The following is a 17163-nucleotide window of genomic DNA, read 5'->3' as shown; positions in this document are numbered from 1 at the left end:
TTCCGTAGCCATACATGCAACGATGTGACCCGTTAACGATGTGGCGGGGCCGGTGAAGGCCCCGCGAGAAGCGGGAGAACAGGTCCGATGAGCAGCGACGGGGGAACCAGCGCCCAGGTCAACGACCCCGAGGTGAAGAACCTCGCCGCGCAGGCCGGCACCGACCCGACCGCGCGCGTGCCCAAGTACTACGGCCTCAAGCGCCACCTGCTCCAGCTCACCGAGACCCAGCCCGCGGGCACCCCGGTCCCGCCGGAGCGCGCCCTCGCCGCCCAGTTCGACACCTCCCGCACGACCGTCCGCCAGGCCCTCCAGGAGCTGGTCGTCGAGGGCCGGCTGGAGCGCATCCAGGGCAAGGGCACCTTCGTCGCCAAGCCCAAGGTCGCCCAGGCCCTCCAGCTCACCTCCTACACCGAGGACATGCGGGCCCAGGGCCTGGAGCCCACCTCGCGGCTGATCGAGATCGGCTACATCACCGCCGACGACCGGCTCGCCCCGCTGCTGGACATCAAGCCCGGCGGGCGCGTGCTGCGCATCGAGCGCCTGCGGCTGGCCAACGGCGACCCGATGGCCATCGAGGTCGCCCACCTGTCCGCCAAGCGCTTCCCGGCCCTGCGGCGCAACCTCGCCAAGCACAACTCCCTGTACGCGGCCCTGCGCGAGGTGTACGGCGTCACCGTCGCCGAGGCCGAGGAGACCATCGAGACCACCCTCGCCAACCCGCGCGAGGCCGGCCTGCTCGGCTCGGACCTCGGCCTGCCGATGCTCCAGCTCTCCCGGCACTCCTTCGACGGCGACGGGAACCCGGTCGAGTGGGTGCGCTCGATCTACCGCGGCGACCGCTACAAGTTCATCACCCGCCTGAAGCGCCCCGAATAGACCGCTCCTCCGCTCCCGAATTCCGGGCACCGGCGCACGCGCCGGTGCCCGTTTCGTCTTTACCGGCGCCCATCCGCGAACGCGCGCCGGGTGGGGGTGCCCGCACGGCGTCCGGATAGCGGGAAGTTCTGTCATTCCCAGTGACATGGATCACTCCATGGTCTAGATTGCGCAGCCGTACTGACAGCCGATCACCGATGGTGCTGCTCGGCGGGTCCCGGGGGTGCGCACGGCGTCCCGGGGGCTGCGGCGCCGACGGGGTGGACCCTGCGGAGCGGAGCCGAAGATGCCGTCTGATCCCGATGTCACCGAACATGTCATGCCCGAGCCACCGGGAGCACCGCTCCCGGTGGTGACGCCCGAGCGGGTGCTGGCCGGGCTCGCCCTGCTCGTGCCGATCGTGGCGATGCTCTGGGTGTCCTCCTACGACAAGACCGGCCCGGCGGTGGGCGGGATGCCGTTCTTCTACTGGTACCAGCTGCTCTGGGTGCCGGTGTCGGCCGTGTTCACCGTCGCCGCGTACCTGCTGATCAACCGCGACGAGAAGGCCCGCGCAACCGCCCGCCGGGCCGCGAAGGCGGGTGGCGCGCGATGAAGGACGTCAACGTCCCGGCCCTGACCGTGTTCGTGCTGTTCTTCCTCCTGGTCACCGTGATGGGCTTCCTGGCCTCGCGCTGGCGCCGGGCGGACAACGCGCAGCACCTGGAGGAGTGGGGCCTCGGCGGCCGCAGCTTCGGCACCTGGGTCACCTGGTTCCTGCTCGGCGGCGACCTCTACACCGCTTACACCTTCGTGGCCGTCCCCGCGGCGGTGTACGCCACCGGCGCGGCGGGCTTCTTCGCGGTGCCGTACACGATCGTCGCCTACCCGCTGGTGTTCCTCTTCCTGCCGCGGCTGTGGTCGGTCTCCCGGGTGCACGGGTACGTCACCCCGGCCGACTTCGTGCGCGGGCGGTACGGCTCGCGGCCGCTGTCGCTGGTCGTCGCGCTGACCGGGATCCTCGCCACCATGCCGTACATCGCGCTCCAACTGGTCGGCATCCAGGCCGTGCTGGACGTGCTGGGCGTCGGCGGCGGCGCGAACGCGAACTGGTTCGTCAAGGACCTGCCGCTGTTCATCGCCTTCGGCGTGCTCGCGGCCTACACCTACTCCTCCGGGCTGCGGGCGCCGGCCCTGATCGCGTTCGTCAAGGACGCACTGGTCTACATCGTGATCATCGTCGCGGTGATCTACATCCCGATCCGGCTCGGCGGGTACGGCCACATCTTCGAGGCGGCGCACCAGAAGTTCAGCGCGCCGAAGGCGGCCGGGTCGCTGACCGTCCCCGGCGACAAGCAGTGGACGTACGCGACGCTCGCGCTCGGCTCGGCGATGGCGCTGTTCATGTACCCGCACTCGGTGACCGGCGTGCTGGCCTCCAAGTCCCGCAACACGGTGCGCCGGAACATGGCGATCATGCCGGCGTACTCGCTGATGCTGGGCCTGCTCGCGCTGCTCGGCTTCATGGCGATCGCGGCCAACGTCAGCAAGGGCGACAAGAAGTTCAACGCCCAGCTGTCGGTGCCGCAGCTGTTCGCGGACATGTTCCCGGACTGGTTCACCGGCGTCGCCTTCGCGGCGATCGGCATCGGCGCGCTGGTGCCGGCCGCGATCATGTCGATCGCGGCGGCGAACCTCTTCACCCGCAACGTCTACAAGGAGTGGCTGAAGCCCTCCGCCACCGCGGCCGACGAGACCCGGGTGGCGAAGCTGGTCTCGCTGCTGGTCAAGGTCGGCGCGCTGGTCTTCGTGCTCGGCATGGACAAGCAGGCCGCGATCAACCTCCAGCTGCTGGGCGGCCTGTGGATCCTGCAGACCTTCGTCGCGATCGTCGGCGGCCTGTTCACCCGCTGGTTCCACCACTGGGCGCTGTTCGCCGGGTGGGCGGCCGGCATGGCCTACGGCACCTGGGAGGCGTACGGGATCGCCAGCCCGGCCACCAAGCACTTCGGCGGCAACGCGGCCGAGATCCCCGGGATCGGGCAGTACGGCTACATCGGCCTGACCGCCTTCGTGCTCAACCTGGTCGTCGCCGTGGCCCTCACCCTGGTGCTGCGGGCCGTCCGGGCGCCCTACGGCCCGGACGAGACGAGGCCGGCCGACTACAGCGCCGAGACCGGCGGCGACGACGAGCCGGAGAACGCGCCGGAGCCCGTAGCGGCGCACTGATTCGCCGCGTGCGCGCCCTGTGATCGCGCCGTCTTCTCCGTGAACACTGGGAGAAGGCGGCGCGATCATATGTATGAGCGGGCGCGCACGCCGGGCACCACCAGACCGGACCGGACACCACCGGCCGGCACCTGATCGACCACGGGGAGCTCGCGGCAATGGCAGAACTCGGCACCACCCTCAACGGTCAACACCAGTCCACCCGTCCGTCCGTCGCCACGCACGGCCAAGCCTCGAACGGCCAGCCCGCGAACGGCCAGCCGCCCGCGGTGCGGCTGCCGTCCGTGCTGATCGCGACCCGGCACGGCGAGTCCACCGCCAACGTCGAGTTCCAGCTGGCCGAGGCGGCCGGCGCGCTCAGCGTGCCGATCAGCTGCCGGGACGCCGACATCCCGCTGTCGCTGCACGGGCAGCAGCAGGCGCAGGCGCTCGGCCGCTGGTGGGCCGCGCTGCCCAGCGCCGACCGCCCGCGCAGCGTCTGGTGCTCGCCGTACGTGCGCACCGCCGAGACCGCCCGGATCGCGCTCGCCCAGGCCGCCGGACTCGGCGCCGTCCCGGTCACGCTCGCGGTGCGCCACGACGAGCGGCTGCGCGACCGCGAGCTCGGCGTCCTGGAGATGCTGCCGAAGGCCGCCATCGAGGCGAAGTACCCGGAGGAGGCGGCCCGGCGGCGCAAGATGGGCGAGCTGTACTACCGCCCGCCCGGCGGCGAGTCCTGGGCGGACGTCGCGCTGCGGGTGCGCAGCCTGCTGCGGGACGTGTGCGAGGAGGAGGCCGGTCGGCCGGTCCTGCTGGTGGCGCACGACTGCACCGTGCTGATGCTGCGGTACGCGCTGGACCGGCTCACGGAGGAGCGGCTGATGACGCTCGGGCCGGTGCACAACTGTTCCACCAGCCTGTGGCGGGCCCGGGACGGGCGGCTGCGGCCGTCGCACTGGAACGAGACCGGGCACCTGACGGTGCCGGACTGACGGTGCCGGACCGACGGCGACGGACCGACGGTGAGGGCCCGGCGGCGAGGGACCGGCGCGTCACTCCGGCCGGACCCCGGCGACGGCCGGCCCGGCGAAGCAGCGCCGGTAGGCCAGCGGCGTGGTCCCGAGTCGGCGCCCGAAGTGGTGGCGCAGGGCCGCCGCGTTGCCGAAGCCGCAGCGGGCGGCGATCGCGTCCACCGATTCGGTGGTGGACTCCAGCAGCCGCTGGGCGAGCAGCACCCGCTGCCCGGTGAGCCAGCGGTGCGGGGTGGTCCCGGTCTCCTGCTGGAAGCGGCGGGCGAAGGTGCGCGGCGACATGTGGACCCGGGCGGCCAGCTGCTCGACGGTGGACTCCCGGTCCAGGTGGTGGCGCATCCAGTCGAGCAGCGGGGCCAGGGAGTCGCCGTCGCCCTCGGGCAGCGGGCGGTTCACGAACTGCGCCTGCCCGCCCTCCCGGTGCGGGGCCACCACCATCCGGCGGGCGATCGCCCGGGCCACCTCGGCGCCCTGCAGCCTGCGCACCAGGTGCAGGCAGGCGTCGATGCCGGCGGCCGTCCCGGCCGAGGTGATCACCGGGTCGTCGTCGACGTAGAGGACGTCCGGCTCGACCCGGGTCTTCGGGAAGCGCTCGGCGAGCTCCTCGGTGTGCCGCCAGTGGGTGGTGGCGCAGCGGTCGTCCAGCAGTCCGGCCGCGCCGAGCACGAAGGCACCGCTGCAGATGGAGAGCACCCGGCCACCGCCGGCGACCGTCGCCCGCAGCGCCTCCAGCAGCGGTTCCGGGTAGCGCGGACGGATCGCGGAGGCGGTGACGATCACCAGGTCGGCGCCGGCCAGCCGCTCCGGGCCGTGCGGGACGTCCATCGAGAAGCCCGCGTGGGTGCGGTGCGGGCCCGGACGGGCGCCGGCCAGTGCGAAGTCGTACCCGGGCAGGCCGTCGCCGGTGCGGTCCAGGCCGAACACCTCGCAGGCGACGCCGAGCTCGAAGGGGTGGATGTCCTCCAGCACGACCGCGACCACGTTCCTGAGCATGCGGATCAGCATGCCCGGCGGACCTCGGCCGACGGAAGAGCCGCGTGGCAGGAATTCGAGGCAAACGGTCGTTCCTGCCACTCGTGGGCACCCGCACGGTCCGGCCAGGGTGGAGCCATGGACTCCGAAACGATCGCGAGCGCAATCGCCCTGGCCGGCGCCGTCGGCGGGTTCGGCCTGCTCGGCACCCTGATCGGCCGCGAGGTCTCCCGCGGCGCCGCCGCCGGCCGCGACAACTGGCACCGCGCCGGCGGCTACCCGGCCGGCCCGGAACGCCTCGACCGCCTGTACGGCACCATGCCCGCCGCTTCGCTGCGCCCGTCGGCGGACCCGGCCGTCCTTCCGGTCCGCGCGACCCCCGGGATCAGGACCGCGCACGGCTCCGGCACACTTTCCACATGGACATCGTCATCCGCCCGGCCCGCGAGGAGGACCTCGCCGACGCCGGCCGCATCACCGTCGAGGCGTTCGTCGGCGACGGCCACACCGCGCCCGACAGCAGCTACGTCGAGCTCCTGCGCGACGCCGGCCGCCGCGCCCGGGAGGCCGAGCTGCTCGTCGCGGTCGACGTGGCCGGCGGACGGGTCCTCGGCTGCGTGACCTTCGCGGTCGGCGGCACCGAGTGGGCCGACATCGCCGTCCCGGGCGAGGGCGAGATCCGGATGCTCGCCACCGCGGCGGCCGCCCGCGGGCGGGGTGTCGGCGAGGCCCTGGTGCGCGCCGCCCTGGCCCGCACCCGCGAACTCGGACTGGCCGGGATGGCGTTCTCCACCCAGCCGCGGATGACGGCCGCCCACCGCATATACGAGCGGGTCGGGTTCCGGCGCGCACCCGAGCGCGACTGGGCCCCCTTCCCGGGCATGGACCTGATGGTGTACGCGATGGCCTTCTGACGGCGTTCCGGCAGCGTGCGCGGCCGGTGGCCGAAGGCCGGTGACTTGAAATGACCATCCGATAGGGACACTGCTAGGATCCGCCGCATGACGACGGGGAGTGCGCCTAGCGGCTGGTATGACGACCCTTCCGGCCAGCCCAACACGCTGCGCTGGTGGGACGGTTCCACCTGGACCGACAAGATTCAGGCCAAGCCCGGAGGCGCCCCGGGCGCCCCCGCGGACGCGGCGGCCCCGACGGCCGTCTCACCGGCGCCGGGCCCGGCCGCAGCGCCGCCCACCCCGACCATGCCGTCCCTGCCGACCCAGACCGCCACGTCGGGCCCGCAGTCCGGCCCGGCCGCCCGGCCCGCGCCGGCCCCGCAGCCCGTCCAGCCGCAGGTCCAGCAGCCCGTCCAGCCGCAGGTCCAGCAGCCCGCGCCGCAGCCGAACCCGCTGTCCGGTCCCGCCGCGTCCGCGCCGCAGCCGATCCCGACCTCGGTGGTCTTCGAGACCGTCGACCCGAAGCGCGGCAAGAACCGGATCCTGCTGGCCGTCGGCGCCGTGGTGCTGTCCCTGGCGATGGCCGGCGCCGGCTACGTCGTCGGGCACAAGACCGGCGGCTCCCCGAAGGCCTCGGCGAGCACCGCGCCCGCGGCCGCCGGCGACCCCAAGAGCCCGAACGGCTTCATGGGCACCGCGCTGACCGGCGGCCAGCCGCTCGCGGGCGGGCGTCAGGTGACCGGCCAGGACGGCAAGATGAACTTCATGGTGCCGCAGGACTGGCAGGTCCAGAACGACGCCAAGACCCCGACCGACGTCCGGTACGCGGTCAACCCGTACGCCTGCGTCGGCCACGGCAACGGCGCCTGCACGCGCGGCATCGTCGTCCAGAACCTCCGGGTGTTCAACGGCGGCTGGTCCGACCCCAAGTCCCTCGTGCTCGGCATGGGCCAGCTGCTCTACAACACCCGCTACGGCTCGGACGCGCCCAGCCCGCCGGAGCCGGTGAAGCAGTCGGCCGTCAAGATCCAGGGCCTGGACGGCTACCTCGCCCTGTGGCACGTGCCGATGTCCAGCGGCTCCTCGACCCCGGACAGCTACTGCGGCGTCCTGGAGGTCACCCCGGCGGCCGGCGCGACCACCGTCCCGGTGCTGCAGATCTGCCTGGACCAGGCGGCGGAGGCCCCGCCGCTGACGGTCATGGACCAGATCGCGAACTCCGTCAAGATCACGCCCTGACCGGTGAAACTCCCCGCAGGCCCCGCCCCTCCCGGCGGGGCCTGCGGCGTTTCGCGGCGCGGCGACCGCCGGACCCCGGCTGTGGCCGGCCCACCGCTGCCCGTATGCTGACCGCTTGAACGACAATCCGACCCCAGGTATAACGTGTCGGTCCCGCCGAACCGTTCAGCAACGGGCGGGTGACCACGGCCCACGGGCGTCGACAAGGCAGGAAACCAACGGCTCCGGTGCGACGGGGCGTTGTATGGGGGAATACCGGTGGACTCCACCAACGAACATGCGGCGAACCGGACCGGCCGGGGACGAGGACGCCACGGACGCGTGCTTCCCCGGGCCCGCCACGAACGCCGGCTCGTGCGCCGCGACGTGCGCAACAGCGCCGCCCAGCGCGCCTACATAGCCGGCGCCGACGCGACCGGCCCGCTGTCCCCGGGCGAGGACGGCGCCGCCGTGCGCTACCGCTCGGTGTCCTCCCGCGGCGTCAAGTTCGTGATGACCGTCCTGGTCACGGTCAACGCGCTGGCCGGCCTCGCCTTCGTCGGCTGGCTGCTGCTGCCCGAGCACATCCCCGGCTCCGGCGTGGGCTGGTCCCCGGACTGGCGGATCAACCTCGCGCGCATCTGCTTCTGCGCCGTCATCACCGTCGAGGTGATCCGGCTCGTCCAGAACCTCGCCGTCTGGGTCTTCGCCTTCCGCGCCAAGGACCCCCTGCCGGTCACCCCGCCGCCCGGCCTCAAGGTCGCCGTGCTCACCACGATCGTGCCCTCCAAGGAGCCGATCGAGATCGTCGAGCGCACCCTCGAAGCGATGCTGCGCATCGAGTACGACGGCCAGGTCGACGTCTGGATCCTCGACGAGGGCGACGACGACCGGGTCAAGGAGATGGCCGCCCGCCTCGGCGTGCACCACTTCAGCCGCAAGGGCCGCCCCGAGTACAACCAGGCCGAGGGCGAGTTCCGGGCCAAGACCAAATCCGGCAACCACAACTCCTGGCGCGCCGAGCACGAGCACGGCTACGACGTCGTGGCCCAGATGGACCCCGACCACGTCCCGCTGCCCTGCTTCCTGGAGCGCACCCTCGGCTACTTCCGCGACCCCGACACCGCGTTCGTCGTCGCCCCGCAGGTCTACGGGAACATGTACGACAACTGGGTCGCCCACGGCGCCTCCGTGCAGCAGTACCTGTTCTCCGGCCTGGTCGAGCGCGGCGGCAACGGCATGGACGCGCCGCTGCTGATCGGCACCAACCACCTGTACCGGCCCACCGCGTGGCAGCAGATCGGCGGCTACCAGGACTCGATCATCGAGGACCACCTGACCAGCATGCGGATCCAGGCCACCGTCAACCCGGCCACCGACCGCCGCTGGAAGGGCGTCTACACCCCCGACGTCCTCGCCGTCGGCGAGGGGCCGACCTCCTGGACCGACTACTTCAACCAGCAGAAGCGCTGGGCCTACGGCATCTGGGAGATCCTGCTCAAGAGCCGCCTGCGCTCGGGCCTCAAGCTGCGGCTGCGCCAGCGCGTGCTCTACGGGCTCGTCCAGTTCTACTACCCGAGCGTCGCGGTCAACACCGTCCTCGGCAGCCTCGCCACCTCCGTCTACCTGGCCCTCGGCGTCACCTCCATCCACCTCAACAGCACCCACTGGATGGCCCTGTGGGGTGCCAGCATGGGCAGCTGGTTCGTGCTGTGGCTGTGGCTGCGCCGGTTCAACCTGGCCGCGCACGAGCGGCGCGAGATCGGCATGGCCGGCATGGGCCTGGCCCTGTTCGCCGGCCCGGTGTACGTCGCCGCGGCGCTCGCCGCGCTGCTGCGCCGGCCGCTCGCGTACGCCGTCACCGCCAAGGGCGACCTGCGCAGCGCCGAGTCGCTCTCGACGTTCCGGCTGCACCTGCTGTGGGCGGCGGTCGCGGGCGGGCTGCTCGGGGCGAGCTTCACGCTCCACCACGACATCTGGATCCTGCGGTTCTGGGCGGTCGTCAGCCTGTTCACCGGGGTCGCGCCGCCGGTGATCTCCTTCGTCAGCGGCCGCCGCGACGCCCGCGCCCAGCGCGCCGCCGAGGCCAAGGCCGCCGACGCAGCCGAAGCCGCCGAGGCCGTCGCGGCCGTCGAGGTCCCGGAAGCCATCGCCGTCCCCGCGGCCCCCGCAGCGCCCGAAAGCGAGGAGTCGCCCGCCGCCCGGCCGGTGCCGACGCAGCGCCGCCGGCCCGCGCGCGCCGAAGAGGCCGACACCGCCGAGGAGTTCGAGGAGCTGCTGGAGCCTGCGCGGGCCGGCGGCCGCCGTGAGCAGGAGGGCCGCTGATGCTGCGGATCACCGTCCCCCGGATCGCCGCCCTGGTCGCCCTGGCCCTGATGGTCGGCTACACCTTCGTGCTCGCGCCCCGGCTGTCGCGGGGCCACGACCAGGACCCGTACGGCTTCGCCGGCGCCGCCCCGACCGCGATGCCGACCTGGCTCACCAGCGCCCTGGCCGCGCCCCCGACCGCCACCCCCGCGACGGCCTCCCCCGGCGCGAGCGCCGTCCCGGCCCCGACGCCCGCCCCGGCGCCGCAGTTCCCGCCGGCCGGCGAGGCGTTCACCGGCATCATGACCAAGACCGGCCCGTACGACCTCTCCCCGCTCGACGAGTTCACCTCCGCCGTCAAGCACCAGCCGAACGTCCTGGAGTTCTCGGTCGGCTGGTGGGACCGCAAGTTCGACCGCCGGGTCTTCGACACCGTCGCCCAGCGCGGCATCATGCCGATGGTCGCCTGGGAGCCGTGGGACTACCGCAAGGAGGCCAAGGAGGACAAGCTCCGCGGCGAACAGCCGGAGTACGCCCTCTCCAACATCATCGACGGCAGGTTCGACGACTACATCAAGACCTGGGCCGAGGGCGTCAAGGGCCTCGGCTACCCCGTCGCGCTGCGCTTCGCCCACGAGATGAACGGCTACTGGTACCCGTGGGCCGAGCAGTCCAACGGGAACAAGAAGGGCCAGTACGTCGAGGCCTGGAAGCACGTCCACGACATCTTCAAGCAGGTCGGCGCGACCAAGGTCACCTGGGTGTGGAGCCCCAACGTCGACTACGAGAACGCCACCAGCCTCAACACGCTCTACCCCGGCGACGACTACGTCGACTGGATCGGCCTGTCCGGCTACTACGGCACCACCGGCGTCGAGAAGTACAAGTCCTTCGACCAGATCTTCCAGCCGACGATCAAGGAGCTCCGGGGCTTCACCCAGAAGCCCGTCGTGATCACCGAGACCGGCGCCACCGACACCTCCGGGCTCAAGGCGCAGTGGATCGGCGAGATGTTCGCGCAGCTCCCCCAGCACCCCGACATCATCGGCGTGATCTGGTACGAGGCGCGCAAGGAGGTCGACTGGCGGGTCGCCGCGTCCGACGCGGCCGCGCAGGCGTACGCCGCCGGGGTCTCCGCGCCCCGCTACAACACGCCGTGGACCGTGCACTCGGTGCCGGCCCTGACCGCCGCGCCGCCGCCACCGCCGCCCGCGCCCTCGCCCGACCCCTCCCCGTCGCCCTCGGCCTCCCCGTCGGCCGGCAAACCGAGCCCGCCGGCCCGGAAGCCGACCGGCACGGCCACCCGGCCGCGGTCGAGCTCCACCCCCGCAGGGTGAGCGCGCCCCAGGTCCGGCCGACGGACCGCACGACCACGCAGCAGCAGGGAGGCGAGCACCCCATGACCAACCCCGCCATACCCGGCGCCGGACCCGCCGGCCGGCGCCCGTGGTGGGCGCTCGCACCGGCCGCCGTCCTCGCGCTGGTCCTGTGCGCCCTGCTGCTCCCCCGGGACCAGAAGGATCCCGCCGGACCGGTCAAGGCCGCCCCCGTGGTCACCCCGCTGCCCGCCGCGACCGCCGGCGAGCTGTGCTCCACCGCGCAGAACCGTTACCCCTCGCAGACCGTGGACTCCGGCCGCTACCTGATCAACCCCAACGAGTGGAACGCCACCGGGGGCCTGTGCATCAGCAGCACCGACGGCGCCACCGGCTTCAAGGTCACCCGCAGCGGCGTCGGCCCGGCCAGCCTGACCGACCCGCTGCGCGGCCCCGGCGCGTACCCGCACATCAGCACCCAGTTCCAGCCGGGCACCGGGCCGCTGCCGATCCCCGTCAACAACCTGCGCTACGCGACCAGCAGCTGGCACACCACCCAGGTCGACTCGGGCGTCTACAACGCCTCGTACGACATCTGGTACAGCAACAGCCGCACCAGCTGCTCGTTCACCGAGAGCGCCGAGCTGATGATCTGGCTGCGCGGCAACGGCAAGACCCCCTTCGGCGACGAGGCCGGCGAGCTCAAGGCCGGCGGCACCTCCTACCGCGTGTTCCAGGCGCCGAAGACGGGCAGCCACACCCTGATCACCTACGAGATGGCCACCAGCACGGCCTCCGTCACCGACCTGGACCTGCGGGCCTTCACCCGCGACGCCGTCCAGCGCGGCTACGTCCCGGCCGGCTCCTACCTGTGCGCCGTCCAGGCCGGCTTCGAGATCTGGGACGGCGGCGCCGGGCTCGGCAGCGACTCGTTCTCCTTCCAGGCCGCCGCCGGGCAGCCCAGCGGCGCGATCACCTCGGCCCTGCCGGGCCTGTGCCTGGACAGCCGGGTCGGCGGCGACCCGGCGGCGGTCGGCGCGGGCACCTGCGACGGCTCCCCGGCCCAGACCTGGACGATGGCGGACGACGGCTCGATCGGCCAGTCCGGCCGCTGCGTCGAGGACCCCGCGATCGGCTTCCCCGTCCTCACCGCGTGCACCGCGCGGCCCGACCAGCGCTGGCGGGTGACCCCGACGGGACAGCTCGCGAACCAGGACTCGGGGCGCTGCATCGACAACCCGGCGAACCCGGCGGCCCCCTCGGGGACCTCTCCGGGCGCTTCTCCGGGAACGGCCGCGAGCGGCGCGACGCAGGTGCGGATGCGCCCGTGCGACACCCGCACGAGCCAGGAATGGCACCCCCCGGCCTGAGCAGTTTATCGCACGCGGGCTCGAACAACTGTGCCGCGCGACACTACATGTGGGGCTGCATCGGATTCCCGGCACTAGATGTATGCTCATCCCTGCTGTCGACGCAGGGGAACCCGGTGCGAGTCCGGGACTGCCCCGCAGCGGTGTGCGGGCGGCTCAACAGAGCCTCTCCCGCGAGTCCGAGTACCTGCCGACGGCGTGCAGAGGCCCTCCCGCAGAGGCCGGCAGCACACGCAGTACGTTCCGAGCCTCGCGGGCGGGCCGGGGATGACACCGTCGTGCGACGCACCCTTGCGTGCCCGCGCGCGTGCGCCCCTGCCCCGAACGGCCCGGTACTCCGATCACCGCCGCCGATCGCCGCCAGGAGAGAGCGCCTTGACCATCGCTGCCTCAGCCACCCTGCCCACCCAGGGCACCGGCTCCGCCCCCGCCGACCCGACGGTCTCCGACCCCGGCGGCGCGCTCCTGCGACTCCTCACCGACCGCAGCGCCGATCTCCCCCAGGTGGACCCCGGCCACGTCGCCGCCGCCGCGCTGCGCGGGCGCCACGCCGGCTCGGACTTCGCCGAGCTGCGCGGGCTGGCCGTGGACGCCGCCGCGTCGATGATCGCCGAGGACCCCCAGTACTCGAAGCTGGCCGCCCGCCTGCTCGCCCTGGAGATCGTCGACGAGGCCGTCGGCCAGGGCGCCGTCTCCTTCGCCGCCTCCGTCGCCGTCGGCCACGCCGAGGGCCTCATCGGCGACACCACCGCCGCGTTCGTCGCCAAGCACGCCACCGCCCTCGACGCGCTGATCGACCCCCAGGGCGACGACCGCTTCGAGTACTTCGGCCTGCGCACCGTGCAGTCCCGCTACCTGCTGCGCCACCCGATCACCCGCAAGGTCGTCGAGACCCCGCAGCACTTCCTGCTCCGCGTCGCCTGCGGCCTGGCGGTCGGCGACAGCGAGCAGTCGGTGCGCGAGGTCGCCGAGCTGTACGGCCTGATGAGCCGTCTGGAGTACCTGACCTCCTCGCCGACGCTCTTCAACTCCGGCACCCGCCACCCGCAGATGTCGAGCTGCTACCTGCTCGACTCGCCGCTGGACAACCTCGACTCGATCTACAACCGCTACGCGCAGATCGCCCGGCTGTCCAAGCACGCCGGCGGCATCGGCCTGTCCTACTCGCGCATCCGCTCGCGCGGCAGCCTGATCCGCGGCACCAACGGCAAGTCCAACGGCATCGTCCCGTTCCTGCGCACCCTCGACTCCTCGGTCGCCGCGGTCAACCAGGGCGGCCGCCGCAAGGGCGCGGCCTGCGTCTACCTGGAGACCTGGCACGCCGACATCGAGGAGTTCCTGGAGCTGCGCGACAACACCGGTGAGGAGGCGCGCCGCACCCACAACCTGAACCTGGCGCACTGGATCCCGGACGAGTTCATGCGCCGCGTGAACGCCAACGCCGACTGGTCGCTGTTCTCCCCCGCCGACGTGCCCGAGCTCGTCGACCTGTGGGGCGAGGAGTTCGACGAGGCCTACCGCAAGGCCGAGCAGGCCGGCAAGGCCGTGCGCACCATCCCCGCGCAGACCCTCTACGCCCGCATGATGCGCACCCTCGCGCAGACCGGCAACGGCTGGATGACCTTCAAGGACGCCTCCAACCGCGCCGCCAACCAGACCGCGCTGCCGGGCCGCACGGTGCACTCCTCCAACCTGTGCACCGAGATCCTGGAGGTCACGGACGACTCCGAGACCGCCGTGTGCAACCTCGGCTCGGTCAACCTCGGCGCCCACGTGGCCGACGGGGCCTGCGTCGAGGACCTGGCCGACGCCATGGACTGGGAGCGCCTGGACGCCACCGTCCGCACGGCCGTGACCTTCCTCGACCGCGTGGTGGACATCAACTTCTACCCGACGGTCGAGGCCGGCGCCTCCAACTCCCGCTGGCGGCCGGTCGGCCTCGGCGTGATGGGCCTGCAGGACGTCTTCTTCAAGCTGCGGATCGACTTCGACTCGGCCGAGGCCGCGCAGCTGTCCACGCTCATCGCCGAGCGCATCATGCTCACCGCCTACGAGCGCTCCGCCGACCTGGCCGAGCAGCTGGGCCGCCACGAGGCGTACGGCGAGACCCGCGCCGCCCGCGGCGAGCTGCACATCGATCACTTCCCGTCGGCCGCCCCGCAGTGGGCCGACCGCTGGGAGGCGCTGCGCGCCCGCATCGCCGTCACCGGCCTGCGCAACTCGCTGCTGCTGGCCATCGCGCCGACCGCGACGATCGCCTCGATCGCCGGCGTGTACGAGTGCATCGAGCCGCAGGTCTCCAACCTGTTCAAGCGCGAGACGCTCTCCGGCGAGTTCCTCCAGGTCAACCCGTACCTGGTGCGCGAGCTCAAGGAGCTCGGCGTCTGGGACCAGCAGACCCGGGACGCGCTGCGCGACTCCAACGGCTCGGTCCAGGACTTCAACTGGCTGCCGGCCGAGGTCCGTTCGCTCTACCGGACGGCCTGGGAGCTGCCGCAGCGCGCGCTGATCGACCTGGCCGCGGCCCGCATGCCGTACATCGACCAGAGCCAGTCGCTGAACCTGTTCATGGCCGCACCGACCATCGGCAAGCTCAGCTCGATGTACGCGTACGCGTGGAAGGTCGGTCTGAAGACCACCTACTACCTGCGCTCGCGCCCGGCGACCCGCATCGCCCAGGCCGCGCCGGGTGCCGCCCGCGCCGCCGCGCCGGTGCCCGCCAACACGATCCCGGTGGGCACGCCGACCCTCACCCCGGAGCAGGAAGCCGCCCTCGCCTGCTCCCTGGAGAACCCCGAGTCCTGCGAGGCCTGCCAGTGAGCACCACCGAGAACGACCGCAAGATGCTGCTCGACCCCGGCTTCGAACTGACGCTGCGCCCGATGCGCTACCCGTCGTTCTACGACCGGTACCGGGACGCGATCAAGAACACCTGGACCGTCGAGGAGGTGGACCTGCACTCCGACGTCGCCGACCTGGCGAAGCTCAGCGAGGGCGAGCGCCACCTGATCGGCCGGCTCGTGGCGTTCTTCGCGACCGGCGACTCGATCGTCGCGAACAACGTGGTGCTGAGCCTCTACAAGCACATCAACTCCCCGGAGGCGCGCCTGTACCTGTCGCGCCAGCTGTTCGAGGAGGCCGTGCACGTCCAGTTCTACCTGACGCTGCTCGACACCTACCTGCCCGACCCCGAGGACCGCAACGCCGCCTTCGCCGCGGTGGAGAACATCCCCTCCATCCACCAGAAGGCCCAGTTCTGCTTCAAGTACATGAACGCGGTCGACCACATCGACTCGCTGCAGACCAAGGAGGACCGCCGCGCGTTCCTCCTGAACCTGATCTGCTTCGCGGCCTGCGTCGAGGGCCTGTTCTTCTACGGCGCCTTCGCGTACGTGTACTGGTTCCGCTCGCGCGGCCTGCTGCACGGCCTCGCGACCGGCACCAACTGGGTGTTCCGCGACGAGTCCATGCACATGGACTTCGCGATGTCGGTGGTGGACACCGTCCGCGAGGAGGAGCCCGACCTCTTCGACGACGAGATGGCCAAGCAGGTCACGGAGATGCTGGAGGAGGCCGTCGAGGCCGAGCTCCAGTTCGCCCAGGACCTGTGCGGTGACGGTCTCGTCGGGATGAACACGGACTCGATGCGCCAGTACCTGGAGGCCGTCGCCGACCAGCGCCTGGCCCGCCTCGGCATGCCGATCCGCTACGGCTCGACGAACCCGTTCGGCTTCATGGAGCTGCAGAACGTCCAGGAGCTGACCAACTTCTTCGAGCGCCGGGTCTCCGCCTACCAGGTCGCCGTCGAGGGCTCGGTCTCCTTCGACGACGAGTTCTAGGCCTTCGGATACGACAGTGGTGCCCCGCACGGCCAAGCCCGTGCGGGGCACCACTGTTTGACCCCTTCGCTCCTCGCGAGGTCCCGCCGGAGAAGAGTCACCGCCGTCATCGAACCAACGTGCGGCATCGATCGTATGAACAGCATCTGAAGCGACTTCAGGACGTCGACGGGCCTCCTAGGCTGCGGCCGTCCGTCTTGATCACTCCAGCCCGGGGGACCCCACCATGCTCATCCTGTCCCTGCTGTTCCTGGCCGTCGGCACCGGCCTGCTCATACTGCGGTGGCGCAGGATCGGCTCCTGGCCGGTCACCCTCGGCGGCGTCCTCGCCGGGGCGCTCGGGCTGCTCCTGGGGCTCACGACCTTCGTGCACGTGGTCGGGCCGACCGACGTCGCGGTGCCCACCAGCCTCGGCAAGGTCGGCCGCACCTGGCAGCCCGGGCTCCACTTCAAGTCGCCGCTGACCGACGTGACGACCTTCTCGACCCGCCCCTCCGATCTCAACCTGACCGGTGACTCCACCGTCGAGGTCCACTCCTCCGAGGGCGGGGTGCTGTACGCCGACATCACGGTGAAGTGGTCGATCGACCCCGAGCACACCGTCGAGCTGTTCAAGCTGGCCGGCAGCGCCGACGCCGTCCAGCAGCGGCTGGTCTACCCGGACAGCCGGGAGATCGTGCGCAACGTCTTCGCCCGCCACACCAGCGTCGAGGGCTACAGCTCGCAGCGGGAGGCGATCAGCGCCGAGATCGACAAGCTGATCACCGACCGGCTCGCCCCGCGCGGCATCCTCGTCAACGGCGTCAACCTGCGCAACGTCCGGCCGAACGACGCCCTGCAGAAGGCGATCGACCAGAAGATCCAGCAGGACCAGGCCACCGCCCAGGCACAGGCCGCCGTGCTCACGGCCAAGGCCGAGGCCGAGAAGCGCAGGATCGAGGCCGACAGCACCGCCGCCGCCAACGCCGCGATCGCCAACTCGCTCACCGACAAGATCCTGCTGAGCCAGTGCATCGAGGCCTTCAAGGCCGCCGCCGAGAAGAACCCCGTCTACGCCAGCCCCTGCGGCACCAACGGCACGCCGGTCATCGTGGACGGCACCAAGCGCTGAGCCCGGACCACAAGGCGAACGCCTCCGCCCGGCGGGC

13 protein-coding genes and 1 riboswitch are annotated in these 17163 nt (G+C 72.0%); of the genes, 12 read left to right on the top strand and 1 reads right to left on the bottom strand.

Features of this window, described 5'->3' with window-relative positions; genetic code table 11:
- The first annotated feature begins 87 nt into the window (after positions 1 to 87).
- The 4 genes from ACFVSN_RS38675 (at position 88) to ACFVSN_RS38660 (ending at position 4058) form a co-directional block, all read left to right on the top strand.
- Entirely contained in the window at positions 88 to 879 is a 792-nt protein-coding gene (locus ACFVSN_RS38675) for a GntR family transcriptional regulator (RefSeq protein ID WP_380438528.1), read from the top strand.
- A 319-nt stretch (positions 880 to 1198) separates the two neighbouring features.
- Positions 1199 to 1474, top strand: a complete 276-nt coding sequence (locus ACFVSN_RS38670; RefSeq protein ID WP_380438526.1) for a DUF3311 domain-containing protein — start codon at positions 1199 to 1201, stop codon at positions 1472 to 1474.
- Positions 1471 to 3087 (top strand): monocarboxylate uptake permease MctP, encoded by a 1617-nt coding sequence (mctP, locus tag ACFVSN_RS38665; protein WP_380438524.1) that lies wholly within the window; start codon positions 1471 to 1473, stop codon positions 3085 to 3087. The genes ACFVSN_RS38670 and mctP overlap by 4 nt, the downstream gene beginning before the upstream one ends.
- Before the next feature lie 158 nt (positions 3088 to 3245).
- Positions 3246 to 4058 carry a histidine phosphatase family protein gene (locus ACFVSN_RS38660; RefSeq protein ID WP_387597522.1) on the top strand — a complete coding sequence of 271 codons (813 nt, stop codon included), beginning with the start codon at positions 3246 to 3248 and terminating at the stop codon, positions 4056 to 4058.
- Positions 4059 to 4118: 60 nt separating this feature from the next.
- On the opposite strand, the gene ACFVSN_RS38655 is transcribed toward ACFVSN_RS38660, so the two are convergent.
- Positions 4119 to 5090 carry a helix-turn-helix domain-containing protein gene (locus ACFVSN_RS38655; RefSeq protein ID WP_387958024.1) on the bottom strand — a complete coding sequence of 324 codons (972 nt, stop codon included), beginning with the start codon at positions 5088 to 5090 and terminating at the stop codon, positions 4119 to 4121.
- A 398-nt stretch (positions 5091 to 5488) separates the two neighbouring features.
- Here ACFVSN_RS38655 and ACFVSN_RS38650 point away from each other — a divergent pair, with 398 nt between their 5' ends.
- From ACFVSN_RS38650 to ACFVSN_RS38615, 8 genes are all read left to right on the top strand, one after another.
- A complete protein-coding gene (locus ACFVSN_RS38650; RefSeq protein ID WP_380505114.1) occupies positions 5489 to 5983 on the top strand; it encodes a GNAT family N-acetyltransferase in 495 nt (164 codons plus the stop codon).
- 87 nt (positions 5984 to 6070) lie between these two features.
- Positions 6071 to 7204, top strand: coding sequence for a DUF2510 domain-containing protein (locus tag ACFVSN_RS38645; RefSeq protein ID WP_387958021.1), 1134 nt, complete (start codon positions 6071 to 6073; stop codon positions 7202 to 7204).
- Positions 7205 to 7525: 321 nt separating this feature from the next.
- A complete protein-coding gene (locus ACFVSN_RS38640; protein WP_380438516.1) occupies positions 7526 to 9508 on the top strand; it encodes a glycosyltransferase family 2 protein in 1983 nt (660 codons plus the stop codon).
- A complete protein-coding gene (locus tag ACFVSN_RS38635) occupies positions 9508 to 10827 on the top strand; it encodes a glycoside hydrolase family 26 protein (protein ID WP_380438515.1) in 1320 nt (439 codons plus the stop codon). The genes ACFVSN_RS38640 and ACFVSN_RS38635 overlap by 1 nt, the downstream gene beginning before the upstream one ends.
- A 62-nt stretch (positions 10828 to 10889) precedes the next feature.
- Positions 10890 to 12176: a ricin-type beta-trefoil lectin domain protein gene (locus tag ACFVSN_RS38630; RefSeq protein WP_380438513.1), complete on the top strand. Its 1287-nt coding sequence runs from the start codon at positions 10890 to 10892 to the stop codon at positions 12174 to 12176.
- Between the two features lie 65 nt (positions 12177 to 12241).
- A riboswitch (cobalamin riboswitch) is annotated at positions 12242 to 12386 on the top strand.
- Between the two features lie 165 nt (positions 12387 to 12551).
- On the top strand, positions 12552 to 14996 hold the full coding sequence (locus ACFVSN_RS38625) for a ribonucleoside-diphosphate reductase subunit alpha (RefSeq protein ID WP_380438511.1): 2445 nt from the start codon (positions 12552 to 12554) through the stop codon (positions 14994 to 14996).
- Positions 14997 to 15019: 23 nt separating this feature from the next.
- Positions 15020 to 16015, top strand: coding sequence for a ribonucleotide-diphosphate reductase subunit beta (locus ACFVSN_RS38620; RefSeq protein WP_380438601.1), 996 nt, complete (start codon positions 15020 to 15022; stop codon positions 16013 to 16015).
- Between the two features lie 226 nt (positions 16016 to 16241).
- Positions 16242 to 17126: a prohibitin family protein gene (locus ACFVSN_RS38615; protein WP_387597512.1), complete on the top strand. Its 885-nt coding sequence runs from the start codon at positions 16242 to 16244 to the stop codon at positions 17124 to 17126.
- The last annotated feature ends 37 nt before the right edge of the window (positions 17127 to 17163 follow it).

This window comes from Kitasatospora sp. NPDC057904, assembly GCF_042887925.1.
Classification (GTDB): Bacteria; Actinomycetota; Actinomycetes; order Streptomycetales; family Streptomycetaceae; genus Kitasatospora.
This window is presented reverse-complemented; position numbering and strand designations above follow the sequence as displayed.

Bases quoted from the DNA above. Each gene is read 5' to 3' on its own strand.
- ACFVSN_RS38675 (WP_380438528.1), top strand. From the start codon at position 88: ATGAGCAGCGACGGGGGAACCAGCGCCCAGGTCAACGACCCCGAGGTG.
- ACFVSN_RS38670 (WP_380438526.1), top strand. From the start codon at position 1,199: ATGCCCGAGCCACCGGGAGCACCGCTCCCGGTGGTGACGCCCGAGCGG.
- mctP (WP_380438524.1), top strand. From the start codon at position 1,471: ATGAAGGACGTCAACGTCCCGGCCCTGACCGTGTTCGTGCTGTTCTTC.
- ACFVSN_RS38660 (WP_387597522.1), top strand. From the start codon at position 3,246: ATGGCAGAACTCGGCACCACCCTCAACGGTCAACACCAGTCCACCCGT.
- ACFVSN_RS38655 (WP_387958024.1), bottom strand. From the start codon at position 5,090: ATGCTCAGGAACGTGGTCGCGGTCGTGCTGGAGGACATCCACCCCTTC.
- ACFVSN_RS38650 (WP_380505114.1), top strand. From the start codon at position 5,489: ATGGACATCGTCATCCGCCCGGCCCGCGAGGAGGACCTCGCCGACGCC.
- ACFVSN_RS38645 (WP_387958021.1), top strand. From the start codon at position 6,071: ATGACGACGGGGAGTGCGCCTAGCGGCTGGTATGACGACCCTTCCGGC.
- ACFVSN_RS38635 (WP_380438515.1), top strand. From the start codon at position 9,508: ATGCTGCGGATCACCGTCCCCCGGATCGCCGCCCTGGTCGCCCTGGCC.
- ACFVSN_RS38630 (WP_380438513.1), top strand. From the start codon at position 10,890: ATGACCAACCCCGCCATACCCGGCGCCGGACCCGCCGGCCGGCGCCCG.
- ACFVSN_RS38620 (WP_380438601.1), top strand. From the start codon at position 15,020: ATGCTGCTCGACCCCGGCTTCGAACTGACGCTGCGCCCGATGCGCTAC.
- ACFVSN_RS38615 (WP_387597512.1), top strand. From the start codon at position 16,242: ATGCTCATCCTGTCCCTGCTGTTCCTGGCCGTCGGCACCGGCCTGCTC.